Raw genomic sequence first — 19102 nt, 5'->3', positions numbered from 1 at the left:
GCAACACCTACGAAAAAGCCCCTGTCGTGTTGAGCGACAGGGGCTTTTCATTTGCGCCGGGAATTACATCTGCGATTGCAGGTAGTTTTCCAGGCCCAGGGATTTGATCAGGCCTTGCTGCTTTTCCAGCCAGTAGGTGTGATCTTCCTCGGTATCGGCCAATTGCTGGCGCAGGATATCGCGGCTGATGTAGTCCTTGTGCAGTTCGCACAGCTCGATTCCTTTGCACAGCGCGGCCCGAACCTTGTATTCCAGGCGCAGGTCAGCGGCGATCATGTCCGGTACGCTGGTACCGACATCCAGATCATCAGGACGCATGCGCGGAGTGCCTTCGAGCATGAGGATGCGTCGGATCAGGGCATCGGCGTGTTGTGCCTCTTCTTCCATCTCGTGATTGATACGCTCGTAGAGCTTGCTGAAGCCCCAGTCCTCGTACATGCGCGAGTGGATGAAGTACTGATCGCGTGCCGCCAGTTCGCCCGTCAGCAACGTGTTGAGGTAGTCGATTACGTCCGGGTGACCTTGCATCGTCCCGCATCTCCCTGTTTGAAAGTCGATAGTGTGAACCAGGATGACCGGCAGGTCACTGGAAAATGCGCAAAAATACGTAAAAAAGCCGGTGAACAGTAGTGATTTTCATTGAAATACCCGCCAAATGAGGCGAGTTCTTCTTATCATTTCGACTTTGCCGCAAGAGTGCTTTTCATTCTCGAAATGCTGAAAACAAAAAACCGGGCACTAGGCCCGGTTTCTTGTAGAAGACTGTTCGTCTTACTCAGCGGCTTCTACCGAGCCACCGACTGGACGATCAACCAGCTCGACGTACGCCATAGGTGCGTTATCGCCAGCGCGGAAACCGCACTTGAGGATACGCAGGTAGCCGCCCTGACGGGTGGCATAGCGCTTGCCCAGATCGTTGAACAGCTTACCAACGGCTTCTTTCGAACGGGTACGGTCGAAAGCCAGACGACGGTTAGCAACGCTGTCTTCTTTAGCCAGGGTGATCAGCGGCTCGGCAACGCGACGCAGCTCCTTGGCTTTTGGCAGGGTGGTCTTGATCAGCTCGTGCTCGATCAGCGACACCGCCATGTTCTGGAACATGGCCTTGCGGTGAGAGCTGGTACGGCTCAGGTGACGTCCACTTTTACGATGACGCATGATTCATTCCTTACCAAACACTACGTTCGGTGATTACGACGATCAGGCAGTCGCCTTGTCGTCTTTCTTAAGACTTGCAGGCGGCCAGTTGTCGAGGCGCATGCCGAGGGACAGACCACGGGAAGCCAGAACGTCCTTGATTTCAGTCAGGGACTTCTTGCCGAGGTTCGGAGTCTTCAACAGCTCTACTTCGGTGCGCTGAATCAGATCGCCGATGTAGTAGATGTTCTCCGCCTTCAGGCAGTTGGCCGAACGTACGGTCAATTCCAGATCGTCAACCGGACGAAGCAGGATCGGATCGATCTCGTCTTCCTGCTCGACTACCACGGGCTCGCTGTCACCTTTGAGGTCGACGAATGCAGCCAGCTGCTGTTGCAGAATGGTTGCAGCACGACGGATTGCCTCTTCAGGATCCAGGGTACCGTTGGTTTCCAGATCAATAACCAGCTTGTCCAGGTTGGTACGCTGCTCGACACGGGCGTTTTCCACCACGTATGCGATACGGCGAACCGGGCTGAACGAGGAATCGAGCTGCAAGCGACCGATGCTGCGGCTTTCATCCTCATCGCTCTGACGCGAATCGGCCGGCTCATAACCACGACCACGAGCTACGGTGAGCTTCATGTTCAGGGCGCCGTTGGACGCCAGGTTAGCGATTACGTGATCGGGATTAACGATCTCGACATCATGATCCAGCTGAATATCGGCAGCGGTAACCACCCCCGAACCCTTCTTCGACAAGGTCAGCGTAACTTCGTCACGACCGTGCAGTTTGATAGCCAGGCCTTTCAGGTTCAACAGGATTTCAATGACGTCTTCCTGTACACCTTCGATCGCGGAGTACTCGTGGAGTACGCCATCGATCTCGGCCTCGACTACTGCACAGCCAGGCATGGAGGACAACAGGATGCGGCGCAGCGCGTTGCCCAGGGTATGGCCGAAACCACGCTCGAGAGGCTCGAGCGTGATTTTAGCGCGGGTTGGACTGACGACCTGCACATCGATGTGGCGGGGCGTCAGGAACTCATTTACCGAAATCTGCATGGATGCACCTATTTTCTAGCCCTTACTTGGAGTAGAGCTCGACAATCAGGTTTTCGTTGATGTCGGCAGACAGGTCGCTGCGAGCAGGAACGTTCTTGAAAACGCCCGACTTCTTGGCAGCATCCACGTCAACCCACTCAACGCGGCCACGCTGAGCACACAGTTCAAGGGCTTGAACAATGCGCAGCTGGTTCGCCGATTTCTCGCGAACTGCGACCACGTCACCCGGACGAACTTGGTAGGACGGAACGTTTACAGTCTTGCCGTTGATGCTGATCGCTTTGTGCGAAACCAGCTGGCGGGATTCAGCACGGGTAGCGCCGAAGCCCATACGGTATACGACGTTATCCAGACGGCATTCGAGCAGTTGCAGCAGGTTCTCGCCGGTAGCGCCTTTCTTGGCCGCTGCCTGCTTGTAGTAACCGCTGAATTGACGCTCGAGAACGCCATAGATACGACGGACTTTTTGCTTCTCGCGCAGCTGGGTGCCGTAGTCGGACTGACGGCCACGGCGCTGGCCGTGGATACCTGGGGCTGCTTCGATGTTGCACTTCGATTCCAGAGCGCGAACGCCGCTCTTCAGGAACAGGTCGGTGCCTTCACGACGAGACAGTTTGCATTTTGGACCAATGTAACGTGCCATTTATCTGTCTCCTGATTACACGCGACGCTTCTTCGGCGGACGGCACCCGTTGTGCGGGATTGGCGTCACGTCGGTGATGCTGGCGATCTTGTAGCCGCAGCCGTTCAGTGCACGAACAGCGGATTCACGACCCGGACCTGGGCCCTTGACGTTTACGTCGAGGTTCTTCAGGCCGTATTCCAGCGCAGCTTGACCTGCACGTTCAGCAGCTACCTGAGCAGCGAACGGGGTCGATTTGCGGGAACCACGGAAACCCGAACCGCCGGAGGTAGCCCAGGACAGAGCGTTACCTTGACGATCGGTGATGGTCACGATGGTGTTGTTGAAAGACGCGTGGATGTGGGCGATGCCATCAACCACTGTCTTTTTGACTTTTTTACGAGGACGAGCAGCAGGTTTTGCCATGTCTAAATTCCTGTCGATTCGCTGGTGCGATTACTTGCGGATCGGCTTACGCGGACCCTTGCGGGTACGTGCATTGGTCTTGGTACGCTGACCGCGTACTGGCAGACCCCGACGATGGCGCAGACCGCGGTAGCAGCCCAGGTCCATCAAACGCTTGATTTTCATGTTGATGTCACGACGCAGGTCACCTTCGGTGGTGAACTTCGCGACTTCGCCACGCAGCTGTTCAATCTGCTCGTCGCTCAGATCCTTGATCTTAGCGGCTGGGTTTACACCAGCATCTGCACAGATTTTCTGTGCAGTAGTGCGACCAACACCATAGATGTAGGTCAGCGAGATAACAGTATGCTTGTTATCTGGAATGTTAACGCCTGCAATACGGGCCATTCAGTGGGACTCCAATTGACAGCTACCTACGCCCCGGAAGCCAAGAAATAGGGCGCGAGATAATATCGCTGTAGAAACAAATAATCAACCCAGCAGCACACTAGCTGCTGGGTTTGAAGCACAGATCACACTCAGCCTTGGCGCTGCTTGTGACGCGGTTCCGCGCTGCAAATTACTCGAACCACACCTTCGCGGCGAATAATCTTGCAGTTACGGCACAGTTTTTTGACCGATGCACGAACTTTCATCACCAACTCCTCGAACCTTAGGGGTTTCAGCGCAGCAGACCGCTGCCACCGTAGCCTTTCAGGTTGGCTTTCTTCATCAGGGATTCGTACTGGTGCGAAACGAGGTGCGATTGTACTTGGGACATAAAGTCCATCACAACCACTACCACAATCAGCAACGAGGTCCCGCCAAGGTAGAACGGAACGTTTGCAGCCACGACCAGGAACTGGGGCAGCAGGCACACGGCCGTCATATAAAGAGCACCGAACATGGTCAGACGAGTCAGAACGCCATCAATGTAGCGTGCGGACTGCTCACCAGGACGGATACCCGGAATAAAGGCACCGGACTTCTTAAGGTTTTCCGCTACGTCCTTCGGATTGAACATCAGCGCTGTGTAGAAGAAGCAGAAGAAAACGATCCCTGCACTAAACAGCAAAATGTTCAACGGCTGACCAGGAGCGATCGACTGCGCTACATCCTGCAACCAGCCCAAACCTTCGGACTGGCCGAACCAGGAACCCAGCGAAGCCGGAAACAGCAGAATGCTGCTTGCGAAAATGGCCGGAATGACACCAGCCATGTTCACTTTCAGCGGCAAGTGGCTCGTCTGCGCAGCGAAGACCTTGCGGCCCTGCTGACGCTTGGCGTAGTGAACAGCAATACGACGCTGACCACGCTCGATGAAGACCACGAAACCGATAATCGCTACTGCCAGCAGACCGATAGCGACCAGGGCGAAGATGTTGATATCACCCGTACGTGCAGACTCGAAAGACTGCCCGATTGCTCTCGGAAGACCGGCAACGATACCTGCGAAGATAAGCATCGAGATACCGTTGCCCACACCGCGCTCCGTGATCTGCTCACCCAGCCACATCATGAACATTGCGCCAGCCACGAAAGTGGAAACCGCAACGAAATGGAAGCCGAAGCCTGCAGAAAACGCCACGCCCTGACCGGCAAGACCAATGGACATGCCAGTGGCCTGGACCAACGCCAGGATAACGGTGAGGTAGCGGGTGTACTGGCTGATCTTGCGACGGCCAGATTCACCTTCCTTCTTCAACTGTTCCAGCTGTGGGCTGACAGCAGTCATGAGCTGCATGATGATCGACGCCGAAATGTACGGCATGATCCCCAGCGCAAATACGCTCATGCGCTCCAGCGCACCGCCGGAAAACATGTTGAACAAGCTAAGAATGGTCCCCTCATTCTGTCGAAACAGTTCCGCCAGCCGGTCCGGGTTAACACCTGGAACTGGGATATGCGCACCTATCCGATAGACGATAATCGCCAGGAACAGAAAACGCAGACGAGCCCAAAGTTCAGACATCCCGCCTTTGCCGAGCGAAGAGAGAGCACCTTGCTTAGCCATTTATTCCTCGAACTTGCCGCCAGCTGCTTCGATAGCCGCACGCGCACCCTTGGTGGCTGCGATGCCCTTGATGGTGACCGCGCGAGTAACTTCGCCGGACAGCATGATTTTCACGCGCTGTACGTTCTGGTTAATCACGTTGGCGTCCTTCAGGGACTGAACGGTGATCACGTCGCCTTCCACCTTGGCCAGCTCGGACAGACGCACTTCTGCGCGGTCCATGGCTTTCAGGGAAACGAAGCCGAACTTCGGCAGACGACGGTGCAGCGGCTGTTGACCGCCTTCAAAGCCTGGAGCAATGGTGCCACCGGAACGGGAGGTCTGACCTTTGTGGCCGCGGCCACCAGTCTTGCCCAAACCGCTACCGATACCACGACCCGGACGATGCTTCTCGCGACGGGAACCCGGCGCTGGACTCAGATCATTGAGTTTCATCGATTAACCCTCGACGCGCAGCATGTAGTAAGCCTTGTTGATCATCCCGCGGTTCTCGGGAGTATCCTGGACTTCTACAGTGTGACCGATGCGACGCAGACCCAGACCCTTAACGCACAGTTTGTGGTTAGGCAGGCGGCCGGCGGTGCTTTTGATCAGCGTTACTTTAACGGTAGCCATGATCAGAGGATCTCCTCAACGCTCTTGCCGCGCTTGGCAGCAATGGACTCAGGAGATTGCATAGCCTTCAGACCCTTGAAGGTGGCGTAAACCACGTTTACAGGGTTGGTCGAGCCGTAGCACTTGGCCAGGACGTTCTGAACGCCAGCAACTTCCAGGACGGCACGCATTGCGCCACCGGCGATGATACCGGTACCTTCCGAAGCAGGCTGCATGTAGACCTTCGACGCGCCATGGGCGGACTTGGTGGCGTACTGCAGGGTAGTGCCATCCAGGTCGACCTGAATCATGTTGCGGCGAGCGGCTTCCATGGCTTTCTGGATCGCAGCTGGAACTTCGCGCGACTTGCCACGGCCGAAGCCAACACGGCCCTTGCCATCACCTACCACGGTCAGCGCGGTGAAGGTGAAGATACGGCCACCTTTTACGGTCTTGGCAACGCGGTTAACCTGAACCAGCTTCTCGATGTAGCCTTCGTCGCGCTTTTGATCGTTATTTGCCATAACTTAGAACTCCAGCCCGCCTTCACGAGCAGCATCAGCCAGCGCTTTAACGCGGCCATGGTACTTGAAGCCGGAACGGTCAAAGGCAACTTGAGATACACCGGCGGCTTTCGCACGCTCAGCTACCAGCTTGCCAACCTTAGTGGCCGCGTCGATGTTGCCGGTGGCGCCATCACGCAGTTCTTTGTCCAAAGTCGAGGCACTGGCCAGGACTTTGCTGCCGTCGGCCGAAATGACCTGGGCGTAGATGTGCTGCGAGGAGCGGAACACGCACAGACGCACGACTTCGAGTTCGTGCATTTTCAGGCGTGCTTTGCGAGCGCGACGCAGACGAGTAACTTTTTTGTCGGTCATTTGCTATGCCCTACTTCTTCTTGGCTTCTTTACGACGGACTACTTCGTCCGCGTAACGCACACCCTTGCCTTTGTAAGGCTCTGGCGGACGGAAGTCGCGGATTTCAGCGGCCACCTGACCTACCAGCTGCTTGTCGATACCCTTGATCAGGATGTCGGTCTGGCTAGGAGTTTCAGCGGTGATACCGGCTGGCAGTTCGTAATCCACTGGATGCGAGAAGCCGAGCGCCAGGTTCAGCACGTTGCCTTTGGCTTGTGCCTTGTAACCAACACCGACCAGCTGGAGCTTGCGCTCGAAGCCTTGGCTTACGCCTTGGACCATGTTGTTTACCAGGGCGCGGGTGGTACCGGCCATAGCGCGGGTTTGTTGATCGCCGTTGCGAGCAGCGAAACGCAGCTCACCAGCTTCTTCGATCACTTCTACGGACGAGTGAACATTCAGTTCGAGAGTGCCCTTGGCACCCTTCACCGAAAGCTGCTGGCCAGCGAATTTGACTTCGACACCGGCTGGCAGCTTAACGGGGTTCTTAGCGACGCGAGACATGCTTATCCCCCCTTAGAACACTGTGCAGAGAACTTCGCCGCCAACACCGGCAGCGCGCGCAGCACGATCGGTCATCACACCTTTGTTGGTGGAGACGATAGACACGCCCAGGCCGCCACGTACTTTCGGCAGCTCATCGACGGACTTGTACTGGCGCAGGCCAGGACGGCTTACGCGCTTGACTTCTTCGATGACCGGACGGCCTTCGAAGTATTTCAGCTCGATGGAGAGCGATGGCTTGGCATCGGCGGTTACCTGGTAACCAGCGATGTAACCTTCGTCCTTCAGAACTTTGGCGACCGCAACCTTCAGAGTCGAAGAAGGCATGCTTACGACGGACTTTTCAGCCATCTGGGCATTACGGATGCGAGTTAGCATGTCCGCTAACGGGTCCTGCATACTCATGGGCTAGACGCTCCTGATACACAAAAAAATTAGCCTTTCGGCTACTACTGTCACCTTGAGGCGCGCGAGAAAACCCGGGCTCAGGTGAGCCGATCATTCTAGACACATCCCTGAAACGAAACAAGCCCCAAAAGGGGCTTGCTTCGATGCAAGATCACCAGTGGTCGGAAGATCTCTCCTCCGCCACCAGGACGCTGCCGGTACGTCTTACCAGCTGGCCTTGACCAGACCTGGAACGTCACCGCGCATTGCTGCTTGACGCAGCATGTTACGGCCGAGGCCGAACTTGCGGTAAACGCCATGTGGACGACCGGTGAGGCGGCAACGGTTACGCAGGCGCGCAGCGCTGGCGTCACGTGGTTGCTTCTGCAGAGCTACGACAGCAGCAAAACGCTCTTCTGGACTTGCGTTCAGGTTCACGATGGTTGCTTTCAGCTCAGCACGCTTCTTGGCGTATTTAGCGACCGTCAGCTGACGCTTCAGCTCACGGTTTTTCATGCTCTTCTTGGCCATTTTCCTACTCCAATCAGTTGCGGAACGGGAATTTGAAAGCGCGCAGCAGAGCGCGACCTTCATCATCCGTACGAGCCGTGGTGGTCAGGGTAATGTCCAGACCGCGGAGAGCATCGATCTTGTCGTAGTCGATTTCCGGGAAGATGATCTGCTCTTTCACGCCCATGCTGTAGTTGCCACGACCATCGAAGGACTTGGCATTCAGGCCGCGGAAGTCGCGAACCCGAGGCAGGGAGATCGCCAGCAGGCGGTCCAGGAACTCGTACATACGATCGCGGCGCAGGGTGACTTTGACGCCGATCGGCCAGCCTTCGCGGACTTTGAAGCCAGCGATGGATTTCCGGGCGAAGGTCACGACAGCTTTCTGGCCGGTGATCTTTTCCAGGTCGGCAACAGCGTGCTCGATGACTTTCTTGTCGCCGATCGCTTCGCCCAGACCCATGTTCAGGGTGATCTTGGTAACGCGCGGAACTTCCATCACGTTCGCCAGCTTAAGTTCTTCCTTAAGCTTGGGAGCGATTTCCTTCCGATAAATCTCTTTCAGTCGTGCCATGGTCTTCTACCTAGCAGTGTTCAAGCATCAACCGCTTTTTGGGTCGACTTGAAGACACGAATTTTTTTGCCGTCTTCTACTTTGAAACCAACGCGGTCAGCCTTGTTGGTTTCACCATTGAAGATGGCGACGTTGGAAGCGTGCAGTGGCGCTTCTTTCTCGACGATACCGCCCTGTACGCCCGACATCGGGTTAGGCTTGGTATGACGCTTCACCAGGTTGATCCCACCAACGACCAGACGGTCGTCAGCGAGAACCTTCAGCACCTTACCGCGCTTACCTTTGTCTTTGCCGGCGATCACGATGATCTCGTCGTCACGACGAATCTTTTGCATGTCGGATCTCCTTACAGCACTTCTGGGGCGAGCGAGACGATCTTCATGAACTTCTCGGAACGAAGCTCACGGGTCACTGGCCCAAAGATACGGGTGCCGATCGGCTCTTGCTTGTTGTTCAGAAGAACAGCAGCGTTGCCATCAAAGCGGATGATGGAGCCGTCAGCACGACGGACACCATGGCGGGTACGAACCACAACAGCGGTCATGACCTGGCCTTTCTTCACTTTACCGCGAGGAATTGCTTCCTTGACGGTTACCTTGATGATGTCACCGATAGCGGCGTAACGACGGTGCGAACCGCCGAGAACCTTGATGCACATGACGCGACGAGCGCCGCTGTTATCGGCCACATCGAGCATGGATTGAGTCTGAATCATAAAATATCTCCGACCCCTAGCCCTTAGACTTCAACAGCGCGTTCGAGAACTTCAACCAGTGCCCAGGACTTGGTCTTGGCCAGCGGACGGGTTTCACGGATGGAAACCTTGTCGCCGATCTTGCACTGGTTGGCTTCGTCGTGCGCGTGCAGCTTAGTCGAACGCTTAACGTATTTACCGTAGATCGGGTGCTTTACGCGACGCTCGACCAGTACGGTGATGGTCTTGTCCATCTTGTCGCTGACGACACGGCCAGTCAGCGTACGGACGGTTTTTTCAGCTTCAGCCATGATCACTTACCTGCCTGCTGGTTGAGCACAGTTTTCACGCGAGCGATGTCACGCTTAACTTGCGAGAGCAGGTGCGACTGCCCCAACTGGCCAGTTGCTTTCTGCATACGCAGATTGAACTGGTCGCGCAGCAAGCCGAGCAGTTGCTCGTTCAGTTGCTGTGCTGATTTTTCACGAAGTTCATTCGCTTTCATCACATCACCGTCCGCTTAACAAAGGAGGTGGCGAGAGGCAGCTTTGCAGCCGCCAGGGCGAATGCCTCACGCGCCAGCTCTTCAGAAACACCCTCGATCTCGTACAGGACTTTGCCTGGCTGGATCTGGGCAACCCAGTATTCGACGGAACCTTTACCTTTACCCATCCGCACTTCGAGAGGCTTCTTGGTAACCGGCTTGTCCGGGAATACGCGGATCCAGATTTTGCCGCCACGCTTGACGTGACGGGTCAGCGCACGACGCGCGGACTCAATCTGACGGGCGGTGAGACGACCGCGAGCAACAGCTTTCAGGGCGAACTCGCCGAAGCTGACCTTGCTACCGCGCAGCGCCAGACCACGGTTGTGGCCAGTCATCTGCTTGCGGAATTTTGTACGCTTTGGTTGCAACATTTGGCGTACCCCTTACTTAGCAGCTTTTTTACGAGGCGCTGGTGCTTGTGGTTTCAGTTCTTCTTGGCGACCACCAATAACTTCGCCTTTGAAGATCCAAACCTTGACACCGATCACACCGTAGGTGGTGTGAGCTTCGTAGGTGGCATAGTCGATATCGGCACGCAGGGTGTGCAGCGGCACACGACCTTCGCGATACCATTCAGTACGTGCGATTTCAGCACCGCCGAGACGACCGCTCACCTGGATCTTGATGCCTTTGGCACCAATACGCATGGCGTTCTGTACGGCGCGCTTCATGGCACGACGGAACATCACACGACGCTCCAGCTGCTGAGCTACGCTCTGAGCAACCAGCATACCGTCGAGCTCCGGCTTGCGGATCTCTTCGATATTGATGTGCACAGGCACACCCATTTGCTTGGTCAGGTCCTGACGCAGTTTTTCAACATCTTCACCTTTCTTCCCGATAACGATACCTGGACGAGCGGTGTGGATGGTGATGCGTGCAGTTTGAGCCGGACGATGGATATCGATACGGCTAACGGACGCGCTTTTTAGTTTGTCTTGGAGGTACTCACGCGTTTTCAGATCCTTCAACAGGTAATCTGCGTAAGTAGCGCCGTCTGCATACCAGACGGAGGTGTGCTCCTTGACGATTCCCAGGCGAATGCCAGTGGGATGTACTTTCTGACCCATCTGATCGACTCCGTTACTTGTCCGCAACCTTGACAGTGATATGGCAAGACCGCTTGACGATGCGATCAGCGCGGCCTTTGGCACGCGGCATGATGCGCTTCAGCGAACGCCCTTCGTTGACGAAAACGGTGGAGACCTTCAGGTCATCAACGTCTGCGCCTTCGTTATGCTCGGCGTTGGCTACGGCCGACTCGAGGACTTTCTTCATGATTTCAGCAGCTTTCTTGCTGCTGAAAGCCAACAGGTTGAGCGCTTCGCCCACCTTCTTCCCGCGGATCTGGTCGGCGACCAAGCGGGCTTTCTGGGCGGAGATGCGAGCGCCCGACAACTTAGCGGCTACTTCCATTTCCTTACCCCTTAACGCTTGGCTTTCTTGTCAGCCACGTGCCCGCGGTAGGTGCGGGTACCGGCGAACTCGCCCAGTTTATGGCCGACCATGTCTTCGTTCACCAGAACTGGGACGTGTTGACGACCGTTGTGTACCGCGATGGTCAGACCGACCATTTGTGGCAGGATCATGGAACGACGCGACCAGGTCTTAACTGGTTTGCGATCGTTCTTTTCCGCCGCCACTTCGATCTTCTTCAGTAGGTGAAGATCAATAAAAGGACCTTTTTTCAGAGAACGTGGCACTGTCGTATCCCTCTATTTACTTGCGACGACGGACGATCATGTTGTCGGTACGCTTATTACCACGAGTCTTCGCACCCTTGGTCGGGAAGCCCCATGGCGATACCGGATGACGACCACCGGAGGTACGACCTTCACCACCACCATGCGGGTGGTCAACCGGGTTCATGGCAACACCACGAACGGTTGGGCGAACGCCACGCCAGCGTTTGGCACCAGCTTTACCCAGCGAACGCAGGCTGTGCTCGGTGTTCGAGACTTCGCCCAGGGTCGCACGGCACTCAGCCAGCACTTTACGCATTTCACCAGAGCGCAGACGCAGGGTCACGTAGACGCCTTCGCGAGCGATCAGCTGAGCCGAAGCACCAGCGGAACGAGCGATTTGTGCACCTTTGCCTGGCTTCAGTTCGATGCCGTGAACGGTGCTACCTACCGGGATGTTACGCAGCTGCAGGGAGTTGCCTGGCTTGATTGGAGCCAGAGCACCTGCGATCAGCTGGTCGCCAGCGCTCACGCCTTTCGGCGCGATGATGTAGCGACGCTCGCCGTCTGCGTAGCACAGCAGGGCAATGTGAGCAGTACGGTTCGGGTCGTATTCGATACGCTCGACAGTGGCGGCGATGCCGTCCTTGTCGTTGCGACGGAAGTCGACCAGACGGTAATGCTGCTTGTGACCACCACCAACGTGACGAGTAGTGATGCGGCCATTGTTGTTACGACCACCAGACTTCGATTTCTTCTCGATCAGCGGTGCGTGAGGAGCGCCTTTGTGCAGCTCCTGGTTGACCACCTTGACCACAAAACGGCGGCCAGGGGAAGTCGGTTTGCATTTAACGATTGCCATGATGCACCCCTTCCTTACTCAGCACTGCTGCTGAAATCGAGATCTTGGCCTGGCTGAAGGGAGATGATCGCCTTCTTCCAGTCATTGCGCTTGCCCAGGCCACGAGCGGTGCGTTTGGTCTTACCCAGAACATTCAGGGTAGTAACGCTTTCCACTTTGACGCTGAACAGGCTTTCAACGGCCTTCTTGATTTCCAGCTTGGTTGCATCGGTCGCAACCTTGAAAACGAACTGGCCTTTCTTGTCAGCCAGAACCGTAGCCTTCTCGGAAACGTGCGGGCCAAGTAGAACTTTGAATACGCGTTCCTGGTTCATCCCAGCAGCTCCTCGAATTTCTTCACTGCCGAAACAGTGATCAACACTTTTTCGTAGGCGATCAGGCTGACTGGGTCGGAACCTTGTACGTCACGTACATCGACGTGCGGCAGGTTACGAGCGGCCAGATACAGGTTCTGGTCAACAGCATCCGAAACGATCAGAACATCGTTCAGGCCCATGCCGTTCAGCTTGTTCAGCAGGTCTTTGGTTTTTGGCGCTTCGACAGCGAAGTCCTGAACCACGACCAGACGGTCGCTACGCACCAGCTCGGAGAGGATCGAACGCAGTGCTGCGCGATACATCTTCTTGTTGAGCTTTTGCGAATGATCCTGAGGACGAGCTGCGAAGGTCACACCACCGCCACGCCAGATAGGACCGCGAGTAGTACCGGCACGAGCACGGCCAGTACCTTTCTGACGCCATGGGCGCTTACCGCCACCAGCCACGTCGGAACGGGTCTTCTGCTGCTTGGTGCCCTGACGGCCGCCGGCCATGTAGGCCACGACTGCTTGGTGTACCAGCGTCTCGTTGAATTCGCCACCGAAGGTCAGTTCGGAAACTTCGATCGCCTGAGCGTCATTTACATTAAGTTGCATGTCAGCTTCCCCTTACCCGCGAGCCTTGACAGCCGGACGCACAACAACGTCACCGCCAGTAGCGCCAGGAACGGCACCCTTGACCAGCAACAGATTGCGTTCAGCGTCGACGCGCACTACTTCCAGGGACTGAACGGTCACGCGCTCGGCGCCCATGTGACCGGACATTTTCTTGCCCTTGAATACACGACCAGGAGTCTGGCACTGGCCGATAGAGCCCGGGACGCGGTGGGAAACGGAGTTACCGTGGGTATTGTCTTGACCGCGGAAGTTCCAGCGCTTGATGGTACCGGCAAAGCCTTTACCCTTGGACTGACCGGTAACGTCTACCAGTTGGCCCGCAGCGAAGAGCTCAGCATTGATCGAGTCGCCAGCCTGGTACTCGCCTTCTTCAAGGCGGAATTCCCAGACACCGCGACCAGCGGCAACGTTCGCTTTGGCGAAGTGACCAGCCTGAGCGGCAGTCACGCGCGAAGCACGACGCTCGCCGACAGTGACTTGCACTGCACGGTAGCCATCGGTTTCTTCAGTTTTGAACTGGGTGACACGATTCGGCTCGATCTCGATGACCGTGACCGGAATGGAGACACCTTCTTCGGTGAAAATGCGGGTCATACCGCATTTACGACCGATTACACCAATAGTCATGTTGTAAACCTCATGAGTGTACGGGGCTTTCACCCGCTATGGCCGCCCATTTCAGAGCGTTACACGACCAAGACCCGAGTCTTAGCCGAGGCTGATCTGCACTTCCACACCTGCCGCAAGATCAAGCTTCATAAGTGCATCAACGGTTTTATCCGTTGGCTGGACGATGTCCAGGACGCGCTTATGAGTACGGATCTCGTACTGGTCACGCGCGTCTTTGTTGACGTGCGGGGAGACCAGAACGGTAAACCGCTCTTTACGGGTAGGCAGTGGAATTGGACCACGCACCTGAGCACCAGTACGTTTCGCGGTTTCCACGATTTCCTGGGTAGATTGGTCGATCAGGCGATGGTCGAATGCCTTCAACCTGATACGGATTTGCTGATTTTGCATTGGATTTCAGACTCCAGGCTGCTATTCCCACCGGGCGCACTACGCCCGTTAAAAGGAGGCGTGATTCTATAGACGCCCCTATTGGGTGTCAACCCAATAAAAAAGCCCCCGCTGAGCGGGGGCTTTTTCAACCGATCGATATTACTCGATGATTTTTGCTACGACGCCGGCGCCGACGGTACGACCGCCTTCACGGATAGCGAAGCGCAGACCGTCTTCCATAGCGATGGTCTTGATCAGGGTAACAGTCATCTGAATGTTATCGCCTGGCATTACCATTTCTACGCCTTCCGGCAGTTCGCAGTTACCGGTCACGTCAGTGGTACGGAAGTAGAACTGTGGACGGTAGCCTTTGAAGAACGGAGTGTGACGACCGCCTTCTTCCTTGCTCAGAACATAGACTTCTGCGGTGAACTTGGTGTGCGGCTTGACCGAACCTGGCTTGACCAGAACCTGGCCACGCTCAACGTCGTCACGCTTGGTACCACGCAGCAGAACGCCGCAGTTCTCGCCAGCACGACCTTCGTCCAGCAGCTTGCGGAACATCTCGACACCGGTGCAGGTGGTGCTGGTGGTGTCACGCAGACCAACGATTTCCAGTGGATCCTGAACGCGGACGATACCACGCTCGATACGACCGGTAACAACGGTACCACGACCCGAAATCGAGAATACGTCTTCGATCGGCATCAGGAACGGCTGGTCAACGGCACGAACTGGCTCAGGAATGTAGGCATCCAGAGTCTCTACCAGCTTCTTGACAGCGGTAGTACCCATTTCGTTGTCGTCTTTGCCTTCCAGCGCCATACGAGCCGAACCGATGATGATCGGGGTATCGTCGCCTGGGAAGTCGTAGGTGGACAGCAGGTCGCGAACTTCCATCTCGACCAGTTCCAGCAGCTCAGCGTCGTCTACCAGGTCAGCCTTGTTCAGGAAGACCACGATGTACGGAACGCCTACCTGACGGGACAGCAGGATGTGCTCACGGGTTTGCGGCATCGGACCATCGGCGGCCGAGCAAACCAGGATCGCGCCGTCCATCTGGGCAGCACCGGTGATCATGTTCTTCACGTAGTCAGCGTGACCTGGGCAGTCAACGTGAGCGTAGTGACGAATGTTCGAGTTGTACTCGACGTGAGCGGTGTTGATGGTGATACCGCGCGCTTTTTCTTCCGGAGCCGAGTCGATCTTGTCGAACTCAACGACTGCAGAACCGAAAACTTCGGAGCAGACGCGAGTCAGAGCTGCGGTCAGAGTGGTCTTACCGTGGTCAACGTGGCCGATGGTGCCGACGTTAACGTGGGGAAGGGAACGATCAAATTTTTCTTTAGCCACGACAGTGAACCTCTTGCCTAAAGGGCTGGATTAGCCTTGTTTTTTAACGAGTGCTTCGACGATGTTCGACGGAGCTTCGGAGTACTTGGAGAATTCCATGGAGTAGCTAGCGCGACCCTGAGACATGGAACGGACGTCGGTTGCATAACCGAACATCTCTCCCAGCGGAACTTCAGCACGGATAACCTTGCCGGAAACCGAGTCTTCCATACCCTGGATCAGACCACGACGACGGTTCAGGTCACCCATCACGTCACCCATGTAGTCTTCTGGGGTTACCACTTCAACCTTCATGATCGGCTCAAGCACAACACCGCCGCCCTTCTGGGCCAGCTGCTTGGTCGCCATGGAGGCCGCCACCTTGAACGCCATCTCGTTGGAGTCGACGTCGTGGTAGGAACCATCAAACACGGTTGCCTTCAGGCCGATCAGCGGATAGCCGGCGACAACGCCGTTCTTCATCTGCTCTTCGATACCTTTCTGGATGGCCGGGATGTATTCCTTAGGAACCACACCACCTACAACCTCGTTATGGAACTCCAGGCCTTCGGTGATGTTGCCCTTCTCGTCCACAGCAGGCTGCGAGAAGCGGATCCAGCAGTGACCGAACTGACCGCGACCACCGGACTGACGAACGAATTTGCCTTCGATCTCGACATTGTCCTTGGTGATCTTCTCGCGGTAGGAAACCTGAGGCTTGCCGATGTTGGCCTCGACGTTGAACTCGCGCTTCATGCGGTCAACGAGGATGTCCAGGTGCAGCTCACCCATACCGGAGATGATGGTCTGACCGGTTTCTTCATCGGTCTTGACGCGGAACGACGGGTCTTCCTGGGCCAGCTTGCCCAGAGCGATACCCATCTTCTCCTGGTCCTGCTTGGTTTTCGGCTCAACGGCAACCGAAATTACAGGCTCAGGGAAGTCCATACGCTCGAGGATCACAGGCTTGTCGGCGTCGCACAGGGTGTCACCAGTGGTGACGTCCTTCATGCCGATCAGGGCCGCGATGTCGCCAGCGCGAACTTCCTTGATCTCTTCACGCTGGTTGGCGTGCATCTGCACCATACGACCAACGCGCTCTTTCTTGCCCTTGACCGAGTTGATCACGGAGTCGCCCGAGCTCAGGAAGCCCGAGTAGACGCGCACGAAAGTCAGGGTACCAACGAACGGGTCGGTGGCAATCTTGAAGGCCAGAGCCGAGAACGGCTCGTCATCGCTGGCGTGACGCTCGATCTTCGGCGCGTTTTCGTCTTCGACGTGATCCGGGTGGATACCCTGGATAGCAGGGATCTCGGTCGGAGCAGGCAGGTAGTCGATAACGGCGTCGAGAACCAGAGGAACACCCTTGTTCTTGAAGGACGAACCGCAGACAGCCGGAACGATCTCGCTGGCCAGGGTACGCGCACGCAGACCGGCCTTGATTTCTTCGACGGTCAGCTCACCTTCTTCAAGGTACTTGTTCATCAGCTCTTCGTTGGCTTCGGCGGCAGCTTCAATCATGTTGCTGCGCCACTCTTCAGCCAACTCGAGCATATCGGCAGGAATCTCTTCCTCGCGATAGGTAGTGCCCTTGTCGTCTTCGTTCCAGTAGATCGCCTTCATCTTGATGAGGTCGACCTGGCCCTGGAAGTTGTCTTCCGAACCGATGGCCAGTTGAACCGGAACCGGGGTGTGACCCAGACGGTTCTTGATCTGACCTACGACACGCAGGAAGTTGGCACCGGCACGGTCCATCTTGTTCACGTAGACAACACGCGGAACGCCGTACTTGTTGGCCTGACGCCATACGGTTTCGGACTGTGGCTCGACACCGGAGGTGCCGCAGAACACAACGACCGCGCCGTCGAGTACACGCAGCGAACGCTCTACTTCAATGGTGAAGTCAACGTGGCCGGGGGTATCGATGACGTTTACGCGGTAGTTGTCGTACTGACCACGGGAACCTTTCCAGAAGGTAGTCACAGCAGCGGAGGTAATGGTGATACCGCGCTCTTGCTCCTGCACCATCCAGTCGGTGGTCGCGGCGCCGTCGTGCACCTCGCCCATCTTGTGGCTCAGACCTGTGTAGAACAGGATCCGCTCGGTAGTGGTAGTCTTGCCCGCGTCAACGTGGGCACAGATACCAATGTTACGGTAGCGGTTAATTGCTGTAGTACGAGCCATAAAGCCCTCGCAAAAAGATTGATGCTTGAATTAGAAGCGGTAGTGCGAGAAAGCCTTGTTGGCTTCGGCCATACGGTGCACGTCTTCACGCTTCTTGACAGCAGCACCCTTGCCTTCAGCGGCATCCAGCAGCTCGCCAGCCAGGCGCAGCGCCATGGACTTCTCGCCGCGCTTGCGGGCGAAGTCTACCAACCAGCGCATTGCCAGCGCGTTACGACGGGATGGACGAACTTCGACAGGAACCTGGTAAGTTGCACCGCCAACACGGCGCGACTTCACTTCGACCAGCGGAGCGATGGCGTCGAGAGCTTTCTCGAAGATTTCCAGGGGATCGCTGTTCTTGCGTGCCTTGACGGTATCCAGAGCACCGTAAACGATGCGCTCGGCTACTGCCTTCTTGCCGCTTTCCATCACGTGGTTCATGAACTTGGCGAGGATCTGGCTTCCGTATTTCGGATCGTCCAGGATCTCACGCTTGGCTGCTACACGACGTCTTGGCATTGATAAGCCCTCAAACGGTCTTCAGGTTAGCCCGGGACATCCAACTCGAGGAGTTCGCGCCCGACCTTACTCTTATCGACTCAATAAAATGAATGAACTGCTGCAAACGGCCGATTACTTCGGACGCTTGGTACCGTACTTCGAACGACCTTGGTTACGACCTTTGACGCCGGAGGTATCCAGGGAGCCGCGAACGGTGTGGTAACGAACACCTGGCAAGTCTTTTACACGGCCGCCACGAATCAGGACGACGCTGTGCTCTTGCAGGTTGTGGCCTTCACCACCGATGTACGAGGAAACCTCGAAACCGTTGGTCAGACGCACACGGCATACTTTACGCAGTGCCGAGTTAGGTTTTTTCGGCGTAGTGGTGTACACGCGGGTGCACACGCCACGACGTTGCGGGCAGTTCTGCAGCGCAGGAACGTCGGATTTCTCGACGATACGCTTACGCGGCTGACGTACCAGCTGGTTGATAGTTGCCATCTACTAGCTCCACTGTTGTCTTGCGACGCTATTGTCTTGCAAGAAAAGCAAAAATTGGCAGGACGGAGCCCTACCAAATTTAGGGGTACAAGAGTCTAAAGAGGATCTCGTACGCAGTCAAGACGAGGCCCCGGCTCGCCCACTCCGG

33 protein-coding genes are annotated in these 19102 nt (G+C 56.2%); all 33 read right to left on the bottom strand.

Annotated elements, in window-relative coordinates; all coding sequences use genetic code 11:
- Nucleotides 1-63 precede the first annotated feature (63 nt).
- The 33 genes from bfr to rpsL all read right to left on the bottom strand — a co-directional run bounded on the left by bfr (nt 64) and on the right by rpsL (nt 18954).
- The gene (gene bfr / locus ACKLLE_RS13415; RefSeq protein WP_064302107.1) at nt 64-528 is read right to left on the bottom strand and encodes a bacterioferritin; all 465 of its coding nucleotides are present in this window, start codon (nt 526-528) and stop codon (nt 64-66) included.
- A 243-nt stretch (nt 529-771) separates the two neighbouring features.
- Nucleotides 772-1158 carry a 50S ribosomal protein L17 gene (gene rplQ / locus ACKLLE_RS13410; protein WP_009397469.1) on the bottom strand — a complete coding sequence of 129 codons (387 nt, stop codon included), beginning with the start codon at nt 1156-1158 and terminating at the stop codon, nt 772-774.
- A 42-nt stretch (nt 1159-1200) separates the two neighbouring features.
- Nucleotides 1201-2202, bottom strand: coding sequence for a DNA-directed RNA polymerase subunit alpha (locus ACKLLE_RS13405; protein ID WP_003186012.1), 1002 nt, complete (start codon nt 2200-2202; stop codon nt 1201-1203).
- Between the two features lie 22 nt (nt 2203-2224).
- The gene (gene rpsD / locus ACKLLE_RS13400) at nt 2225-2845 is read right to left on the bottom strand and encodes a 30S ribosomal protein S4 (RefSeq protein ID WP_009397470.1); all 621 of its coding nucleotides are present in this window, start codon (nt 2843-2845) and stop codon (nt 2225-2227) included.
- Nucleotides 2846-2860: 15 nt separating this feature from the next.
- Nucleotides 2861-3250, bottom strand: a complete 390-nt coding sequence (gene rpsK / locus ACKLLE_RS13395) for a 30S ribosomal protein S11 (RefSeq protein ID WP_002555466.1) — start codon at nt 3248-3250, stop codon at nt 2861-2863.
- Nucleotides 3251-3280: 30 nt separating this feature from the next.
- Entirely contained in the window at nt 3281-3637 is a 357-nt protein-coding gene (gene rpsM, locus ACKLLE_RS13390) for a 30S ribosomal protein S13 (protein WP_009397487.1), read from the bottom strand.
- Between the two features lie 131 nt (nt 3638-3768).
- The gene (rpmJ, locus tag ACKLLE_RS13385; protein ID WP_002555468.1) at nt 3769-3885 is read right to left on the bottom strand and encodes a 50S ribosomal protein L36; all 117 of its coding nucleotides are present in this window, start codon (nt 3883-3885) and stop codon (nt 3769-3771) included.
- Between the two features lie 26 nt (nt 3886-3911).
- The gene (gene secY / locus ACKLLE_RS13380) at nt 3912-5243 is read right to left on the bottom strand and encodes a preprotein translocase subunit SecY (protein WP_009397489.1); all 1332 of its coding nucleotides are present in this window, start codon (nt 5241-5243) and stop codon (nt 3912-3914) included.
- The gene (gene rplO, locus ACKLLE_RS13375) at nt 5244-5678 is read right to left on the bottom strand and encodes a 50S ribosomal protein L15 (RefSeq protein WP_009397491.1); all 435 of its coding nucleotides are present in this window, start codon (nt 5676-5678) and stop codon (nt 5244-5246) included.
- Between the two features lie 3 nt (nt 5679-5681).
- Entirely contained in the window at nt 5682-5858 is a 177-nt protein-coding gene (rpmD, locus tag ACKLLE_RS13370) for a 50S ribosomal protein L30 (RefSeq protein WP_009397493.1), read from the bottom strand.
- 2 nt (nt 5859-5860) lie between these two features.
- Nucleotides 5861-6361 (bottom strand): 30S ribosomal protein S5, encoded by a 501-nt coding sequence (rpsE, locus tag ACKLLE_RS13365; protein WP_009397494.1) that lies wholly within the window; start codon nt 6359-6361, stop codon nt 5861-5863.
- A gap of 3 nt (nt 6362-6364) precedes the next feature.
- Nucleotides 6365-6715 (bottom strand): 50S ribosomal protein L18, encoded by a 351-nt coding sequence (gene rplR / locus ACKLLE_RS13360; RefSeq protein WP_009397496.1) that lies wholly within the window; start codon nt 6713-6715, stop codon nt 6365-6367.
- A 10-nt stretch (nt 6716-6725) separates the two neighbouring features.
- A complete protein-coding gene (gene rplF, locus ACKLLE_RS13355) occupies nt 6726-7259 on the bottom strand; it encodes a 50S ribosomal protein L6 (RefSeq protein WP_009397497.1) in 534 nt (177 codons plus the stop codon).
- 12 nt (nt 7260-7271) lie between these two features.
- Nucleotides 7272-7664, bottom strand: a complete 393-nt coding sequence (rpsH, locus tag ACKLLE_RS13350; protein ID WP_009397498.1) for a 30S ribosomal protein S8 — start codon at nt 7662-7664, stop codon at nt 7272-7274.
- Between the two features lie 207 nt (nt 7665-7871).
- Nucleotides 7872-8177 carry a 30S ribosomal protein S14 gene (gene rpsN / locus ACKLLE_RS13345; protein ID WP_009397499.1) on the bottom strand — a complete coding sequence of 102 codons (306 nt, stop codon included), beginning with the start codon at nt 8175-8177 and terminating at the stop codon, nt 7872-7874.
- Nucleotides 8178-8190: 13 nt separating this feature from the next.
- Nucleotides 8191-8730 carry a 50S ribosomal protein L5 gene (rplE, locus tag ACKLLE_RS13340; protein WP_009397500.1) on the bottom strand — a complete coding sequence of 180 codons (540 nt, stop codon included), beginning with the start codon at nt 8728-8730 and terminating at the stop codon, nt 8191-8193.
- A gap of 20 nt (nt 8731-8750) precedes the next feature.
- Complete coding sequence (gene rplX / locus ACKLLE_RS13335) at nt 8751-9065, bottom strand: 50S ribosomal protein L24 (protein ID WP_009397501.1); 315 nt, start codon at nt 9063-9065, stop codon at nt 8751-8753.
- Between the two features lie 11 nt (nt 9066-9076).
- On the bottom strand, nt 9077-9445 hold the full coding sequence (gene rplN, locus ACKLLE_RS13330; protein ID WP_009397502.1) for a 50S ribosomal protein L14: 369 nt from the start codon (nt 9443-9445) through the stop codon (nt 9077-9079).
- 23 nt (nt 9446-9468) lie between these two features.
- Nucleotides 9469-9735: a 30S ribosomal protein S17 gene (gene rpsQ, locus ACKLLE_RS13325; RefSeq protein WP_064302108.1), complete on the bottom strand. Its 267-nt coding sequence runs from the start codon at nt 9733-9735 to the stop codon at nt 9469-9471.
- A gap of 2 nt (nt 9736-9737) precedes the next feature.
- Complete coding sequence (gene rpmC / locus ACKLLE_RS13320) at nt 9738-9929, bottom strand: 50S ribosomal protein L29 (protein WP_002555481.1); 192 nt, start codon at nt 9927-9929, stop codon at nt 9738-9740.
- Nucleotides 9929-10342 carry a 50S ribosomal protein L16 gene (rplP, locus tag ACKLLE_RS13315; RefSeq protein WP_009397508.1) on the bottom strand — a complete coding sequence of 138 codons (414 nt, stop codon included), beginning with the start codon at nt 10340-10342 and terminating at the stop codon, nt 9929-9931. The genes rpmC and rplP overlap by 1 nt, the downstream gene beginning before the upstream one ends.
- Before the next feature lie 12 nt (nt 10343-10354).
- Nucleotides 10355-11041, bottom strand: coding sequence for a 30S ribosomal protein S3 (gene rpsC / locus ACKLLE_RS13310; protein WP_009397510.1), 687 nt, complete (start codon nt 11039-11041; stop codon nt 10355-10357).
- A gap of 13 nt (nt 11042-11054) precedes the next feature.
- Entirely contained in the window at nt 11055-11387 is a 333-nt protein-coding gene (gene rplV / locus ACKLLE_RS13305; protein ID WP_003103908.1) for a 50S ribosomal protein L22, read from the bottom strand.
- A gap of 11 nt (nt 11388-11398) precedes the next feature.
- Complete coding sequence (rpsS, locus tag ACKLLE_RS13300; protein ID WP_002555486.1) at nt 11399-11674, bottom strand: 30S ribosomal protein S19; 276 nt, start codon at nt 11672-11674, stop codon at nt 11399-11401.
- Between the two features lie 16 nt (nt 11675-11690).
- A complete protein-coding gene (rplB, locus tag ACKLLE_RS13295; RefSeq protein WP_009397513.1) occupies nt 11691-12515 on the bottom strand; it encodes a 50S ribosomal protein L2 in 825 nt (274 codons plus the stop codon).
- A 14-nt stretch (nt 12516-12529) separates the two neighbouring features.
- Complete coding sequence (rplW, locus tag ACKLLE_RS13290; RefSeq protein ID WP_009397515.1) at nt 12530-12829, bottom strand: 50S ribosomal protein L23; 300 nt, start codon at nt 12827-12829, stop codon at nt 12530-12532.
- Nucleotides 12826-13428, bottom strand: a complete 603-nt coding sequence (gene rplD / locus ACKLLE_RS13285) for a 50S ribosomal protein L4 (protein WP_009397517.1) — start codon at nt 13426-13428, stop codon at nt 12826-12828. The genes rplW and rplD overlap by 4 nt, the downstream gene beginning before the upstream one ends.
- A gap of 12 nt (nt 13429-13440) precedes the next feature.
- On the bottom strand, nt 13441-14076 hold the full coding sequence (gene rplC, locus ACKLLE_RS13280; RefSeq protein ID WP_009397519.1) for a 50S ribosomal protein L3: 636 nt from the start codon (nt 14074-14076) through the stop codon (nt 13441-13443).
- A gap of 81 nt (nt 14077-14157) precedes the next feature.
- Nucleotides 14158-14469, bottom strand: a complete 312-nt coding sequence (gene rpsJ / locus ACKLLE_RS13275; protein WP_003186070.1) for a 30S ribosomal protein S10 — start codon at nt 14467-14469, stop codon at nt 14158-14160.
- Nucleotides 14470-14610: 141 nt separating this feature from the next.
- On the bottom strand, nt 14611-15804 hold the full coding sequence (gene tuf, locus ACKLLE_RS13270; protein WP_064302109.1) for an elongation factor Tu: 1194 nt from the start codon (nt 15802-15804) through the stop codon (nt 14611-14613).
- Between the two features lie 30 nt (nt 15805-15834).
- Nucleotides 15835-17967 (bottom strand): elongation factor G, encoded by a 2133-nt coding sequence (fusA, locus tag ACKLLE_RS13265; RefSeq protein WP_009397349.1) that lies wholly within the window; start codon nt 17965-17967, stop codon nt 15835-15837.
- Between the two features lie 30 nt (nt 17968-17997).
- Complete coding sequence (gene rpsG, locus ACKLLE_RS13260) at nt 17998-18468, bottom strand: 30S ribosomal protein S7 (RefSeq protein WP_009397350.1); 471 nt, start codon at nt 18466-18468, stop codon at nt 17998-18000.
- 114 nt (nt 18469-18582) lie between these two features.
- The gene (gene rpsL / locus ACKLLE_RS13255; protein ID WP_003186084.1) at nt 18583-18954 is read right to left on the bottom strand and encodes a 30S ribosomal protein S12; all 372 of its coding nucleotides are present in this window, start codon (nt 18952-18954) and stop codon (nt 18583-18585) included.
- Nucleotides 18955-19102 lie beyond the last annotated feature (148 nt).

The organism is Pseudomonas bharatica, from assembly GCF_048586865.1.
Taxonomy (GTDB): Bacteria; Pseudomonadota; Gammaproteobacteria; order Pseudomonadales; family Pseudomonadaceae; genus Aquipseudomonas; species Aquipseudomonas bharatica.
Note: the sequence above shows the minus strand (reverse complement) of the source record. Positions and strands in the feature narration are given on the sequence as shown.

Excerpts from the sequence above, each read along its gene's own strand:
- bfr (WP_064302107.1), bottom strand. The coding sequence starts at position 528 with ATGCAAGGTCACCCGGACGTAATCGACTACCTCAACACGTTGCTGACG.
- rplQ (WP_009397469.1), bottom strand. The coding sequence starts at position 1,158 with ATGCGTCATCGTAAAAGTGGACGTCACCTGAGCCGTACCAGCTCTCAC.
- ACKLLE_RS13405 (WP_003186012.1), bottom strand. The coding sequence starts at position 2,202 with ATGCAGATTTCGGTAAATGAGTTCCTGACGCCCCGCCACATCGATGTG.
- rpsD (WP_009397470.1), bottom strand. The coding sequence starts at position 2,845 with ATGGCACGTTACATTGGTCCAAAATGCAAACTGTCTCGTCGTGAAGGC.
- rpsK (WP_002555466.1), bottom strand. The coding sequence starts at position 3,250 with ATGGCAAAACCTGCTGCTCGTCCTCGTAAAAAAGTCAAAAAGACAGTG.
- rpsM (WP_009397487.1), bottom strand. The coding sequence starts at position 3,637 with ATGGCCCGTATTGCAGGCGTTAACATTCCAGATAACAAGCATACTGTT.
- rpmJ (WP_002555468.1), bottom strand. The coding sequence starts at position 3,885 with ATGAAAGTTCGTGCATCGGTCAAAAAACTGTGCCGTAACTGCAAGATT.
- secY (WP_009397489.1), bottom strand. The coding sequence starts at position 5,243 with ATGGCTAAGCAAGGTGCTCTCTCTTCGCTCGGCAAAGGCGGGATGTCT.
- rplO (WP_009397491.1), bottom strand. The coding sequence starts at position 5,678 with ATGAAACTCAATGATCTGAGTCCAGCGCCGGGTTCCCGTCGCGAGAAG.
- rpmD (WP_009397493.1), bottom strand. The coding sequence starts at position 5,858 with ATGGCTACCGTTAAAGTAACGCTGATCAAAAGCACCGCCGGCCGCCTG.
- rpsE (WP_009397494.1), bottom strand. The coding sequence starts at position 6,361 with ATGGCAAATAACGATCAAAAGCGCGACGAAGGCTACATCGAGAAGCTG.
- rplR (WP_009397496.1), bottom strand. The coding sequence starts at position 6,715 with ATGACCGACAAAAAAGTTACTCGTCTGCGTCGCGCTCGCAAAGCACGC.
- rplF (WP_009397497.1), bottom strand. The coding sequence starts at position 7,259 with ATGTCTCGCGTCGCTAAGAACCCCGTTAAGCTGCCAGCCGGTGTCGAA.
- rpsH (WP_009397498.1), bottom strand. The coding sequence starts at position 7,664 with ATGAGTATGCAGGACCCGTTAGCGGACATGCTAACTCGCATCCGTAAT.
- rpsN (WP_009397499.1), bottom strand. The coding sequence starts at position 8,177 with ATGGCCAAGAAGAGCATGAAAAACCGTGAGCTGAAGCGTCAGCTGACG.
- rplE (WP_009397500.1), bottom strand. The coding sequence starts at position 8,730 with ATGGCACGACTGAAAGAGATTTATCGGAAGGAAATCGCTCCCAAGCTT.
- rplX (WP_009397501.1), bottom strand. The coding sequence starts at position 9,065 with ATGCAAAAGATTCGTCGTGACGACGAGATCATCGTGATCGCCGGCAAA.
- rplN (WP_009397502.1), bottom strand. The coding sequence starts at position 9,445 with ATGATTCAGACTCAATCCATGCTCGATGTGGCCGATAACAGCGGCGCT.
- rpsQ (WP_064302108.1), bottom strand. The coding sequence starts at position 9,735 with ATGGCTGAAGCTGAAAAAACCGTCCGTACGCTGACTGGCCGTGTCGTC.
- rpmC (WP_002555481.1), bottom strand. The coding sequence starts at position 9,929 with ATGAAAGCGAATGAACTTCGTGAAAAATCAGCACAGCAACTGAACGAG.
- rplP (WP_009397508.1), bottom strand. The coding sequence starts at position 10,342 with ATGTTGCAACCAAAGCGTACAAAATTCCGCAAGCAGATGACTGGCCAC.
- rpsC (WP_009397510.1), bottom strand. The coding sequence starts at position 11,041 with ATGGGTCAGAAAGTACATCCCACTGGCATTCGCCTGGGAATCGTCAAG.
- rplV (WP_003103908.1), bottom strand. The coding sequence starts at position 11,387 with ATGGAAGTAGCCGCTAAGTTGTCGGGCGCTCGCATCTCCGCCCAGAAA.
- rplB (WP_009397513.1), bottom strand. The coding sequence starts at position 12,515 with ATGGCAATCGTTAAATGCAAACCGACTTCCCCTGGCCGCCGTTTTGTG.
- rplW (WP_009397515.1), bottom strand. The coding sequence starts at position 12,829 with ATGAACCAGGAACGCGTATTCAAAGTTCTACTTGGCCCGCACGTTTCC.
- rplD (WP_009397517.1), bottom strand. The coding sequence starts at position 13,428 with ATGCAACTTAATGTAAATGACGCTCAGGCGATCGAAGTTTCCGAACTG.
- rplC (WP_009397519.1), bottom strand. The coding sequence starts at position 14,076 with ATGACTATTGGTGTAATCGGTCGTAAATGCGGTATGACCCGCATTTTC.
- rpsJ (WP_003186070.1), bottom strand. The coding sequence starts at position 14,469 with ATGCAAAATCAGCAAATCCGTATCAGGTTGAAGGCATTCGACCATCGC.
- fusA (WP_009397349.1), bottom strand. The coding sequence starts at position 17,967 with ATGGCTCGTACTACAGCAATTAACCGCTACCGTAACATTGGTATCTGT.
- rpsG (WP_009397350.1), bottom strand. The coding sequence starts at position 18,468 with ATGCCAAGACGTCGTGTAGCAGCCAAGCGTGAGATCCTGGACGATCCG.
- rpsL (WP_003186084.1), bottom strand. The coding sequence starts at position 18,954 with ATGGCAACTATCAACCAGCTGGTACGTCAGCCGCGTAAGCGTATCGTC.